At 33.9% G+C, this 2885-nt stretch carries 2 protein-coding genes and 1 pseudogene; all 3 read right to left on the minus strand.

Features of this window, described 5'->3' with window-relative positions; translation table 11 throughout:
• Positions 1-120 (minus strand): annotated as a pseudogene (locus tag PHC28_RS17800) (3'-5' exonuclease); the annotation flags it as partial.
• A 132-nt stretch (positions 121-252) separates the two neighbouring features.
• A complete protein-coding gene (locus PHC28_RS17805; protein WP_300103678.1) occupies positions 253-1551 on the minus strand; it encodes a dihydrolipoamide acetyltransferase family protein in 1299 nt (432 codons plus the stop codon).
• A gap of 150 nt (positions 1552-1701) precedes the next feature.
• Positions 1702-2850 (minus strand): glycosyltransferase family 2 protein, encoded by a 1149-nt coding sequence (locus PHC28_RS17810; protein WP_300103682.1) that lies wholly within the window; start codon positions 2848-2850, stop codon positions 1702-1704.
• Between the last annotated feature and the right edge of the window lie 35 nt (positions 2851-2885).

Consider the following 2885-nt stretch of genomic DNA (forward strand, 5'->3'; position numbering starts at 1 on the left):
TTTATTTCCGTTAGGAAAAACTTTAAAAACTGATATTTCAACAATTCGATCTTTGGCGACATCAATTCCTGTGGTTTCTAGGTCGAAAAAACAAATTGGTTTATTAAGCTTGAGCTCCATTTATAAATTTTAGAATGACAAATATATCTTTTTGAACTTACCGTTCATCGATTGTTTAAAAAAGTTTAAAAATTAAAAACCGACAAGTTCCTAAAAACAGTCGGATTTAATAGTTTTAGAGTATATCAAAAATTAGAAATTTCTATCTATATCAAATGCCTCTAGATATTCGGCAACACGTTTTACGAAGCTTCCTCCCAAGGCACCATCAACAACTCGATGGTCATAACTGTGAGAAAGAAACATTTTTTGGCGAATGCCGATAAAATCTCCTTCGGGTGTTTCAATAACAGCAGGCACCTTTCGAATGGCTCCAAGAGCCAAAATTCCTACTTGTGGTTGATTGATAATTGGTGTTCCGAAAACGCTTCCAAAAGTTCCCACATTGGTAACTGTATAAGTCCCGCCTTGTGTATCGTCTGGTTTTAATTTTCCTGCTTTAGCACGACTTCCAAGATCATTCACAGCCTTTGCCATTCCTACTAAATTGAGTTGGTCAGCATTTTTAATAACCGGAACAATCAGGTTTCCGTTTGGCAATGAAGCGGCCATTCCGAGGTTAATATTTTTCTTTTTGATAATGAAATCGCCGTCAACAGCAATATTCATCATTGGAAAATCTTTCAAAGCTTTAGCAACAGCCTCCATAAAAATTGGAGTATAAGTCAGCTTCTCGCCTTCTCTTTTTTCAAAAGTTGCTTTGACTTTCTCTCTCCATTTTACAATATTTGTTACATCAACTTCTATGAACGATTGCACGTGCGCCGATGTTTGCACTGATGCCACCATATAACCAGAAATCAGTTTGCGCATTCTGTCCATTTCGATGATTTCATCGCCTCCATTAACAGAAACTGGGGTTGGTTGTTGAATGATTGGTGCTGGTTTAGAAATAACTGGTTCTTGGCTTATGGCTTTTGGGGCTATTTTTCTATCAGCAACAAATTTCAAAATATCTTCTTTGGTAACTCTTCCGTCTTTTCCTGAACCAGAAATATTTTCTAATTCAGCAACTGAAATCCCTTCTTCTTTGGCAATATTTTTTACTAATGGGGAAAAGAATTTATCAGAATCCGAGAAATTAGTTGGAGTAGCAAGAGTTTCTTTGACAACCTCAACACTTTTTTCAATTGCAGCAACTTCAACTGGAACAATATCTTCAATTTTCACCTTTTGGGAAACAGAATTACTTTCGGTTTCAATAATAGCAATGGTTTGCCCTACTTGAACCAAATCATCTTTCCCAAACAATTGTTCTACTAAAATTCCTGAAACCTCGCTTGGCACTTCACTATCGACTTTATCAGTTGCGATTTCGAGAACAGCCTCATCGGCTTCGATTTTATCGCCAACTTGTTTCAACCAATTTGTGATGGTTGCTTCTGCAACACTTTCTCCCATTTTTGGAAGTTTTAATTCAAATCTTGCCATATTGTTAACTTAAAAAGTGGTTTTGGTTTTCTGCCTGCAAAATTAGTGATTATATTTAGTTTTCACCACGAATTAGACAAATTTACACGAATTTTTAGTATTACTACAAAGTCGAAAAGTTGCAAAGTTTTTAAACCTGAAATCCTAAATCTAAAATCCTAAATCTAAAATTTTTACAACTTCGCCTCTATCAAAACTACTGTTGCTACCAATCATAAAATCAGTTGATTTAGGGATAATTTTAAAAGTAAAACTCTTATTTTTATTTGCTTCTAATGTTTCAATTATAGTCTTGAAATCGGAATAATTTTGATCAAAAATAATCTCGGTTGCTCTATTTTTCGAAAACGTTTGAGGTAAATTTTGAAGTTGTACTGGTTTTTGGAACTGATTTTCTAGTTTTTCTTTCAAAATTTCATTCTCAGAAATCAAAATATAATTATTTGGTGATGATTTTGGTTTTGATTTCCCTTGAAACATTTTGACTAAGGAGAAAAACACAATTCCCATTTTCATAAAAAGAGAAAAGAAAAAAGATACCCGAAAATGTTTTTTATAAAAGAAATTCATCGCTTCCTGAAAACGTTTCATATACGTTCCATCTTTAATCGTGCTTTCTCCTTTATAATGAATGACTGAAGTTTCGTGGAAATAAAAATTTGACTTTCCTGTTTTCAACGCCATATAACTCAAATCAATATCGTCAGAATACATAAAGCAATTTTCGTCAAAACCTCCTATTTCATTATACAAATCACGTTTCATCAACATAAAAGCACCCACAAGAATCTCAACTTTTCCGGTTTCATTTTCAGATAAATGCTGGGCATAATATTTCCCGAAAGACTTTGGAAAAAGCCTATACAAACCCATAATTTTGGTAAATGCAACCCAAGGTGTTGGAATTCCTCTTTTGCTTTCCGGAAGAAAATTTCCAGTTCCATCAATGAGTTTCACGCCAATAATTCCAATATTTTTTTGTTTTTTGGCAAAAGCCAATACTTTCGTGAAAGTATCTTCGGCTACAACCGTATCGGGATTTAAAATACAAATGTATTCGCCTTTTGCTTGGCTTACTCCAATATTATTCCCCTTTGGAAAACCTGAATTTTCTTTATTTTCTATGAGTTTGACATTCGGAAAACGCTGCTTCATCATCGCACAACTGCTGTCAGAGGAATTATTGTCGATTACAATAATTTCTCCGTCAATGTTATTTAAAGCTTTTTCGACACTTAAAACACATTGCTCCAGAAAAAAGCGAACGTTGTAATTGAGAATGATGACAGATAGTTGCATATTTTTAAAATTTACAGCAACTTAATTAAGTCGTC

The sequence above is a fragment of the Flavobacterium sp. genome, from assembly GCF_028712645.1.
Classification (GTDB): domain Bacteria; phylum Bacteroidota; class Bacteroidia; order Flavobacteriales; family Flavobacteriaceae; genus Flavobacterium.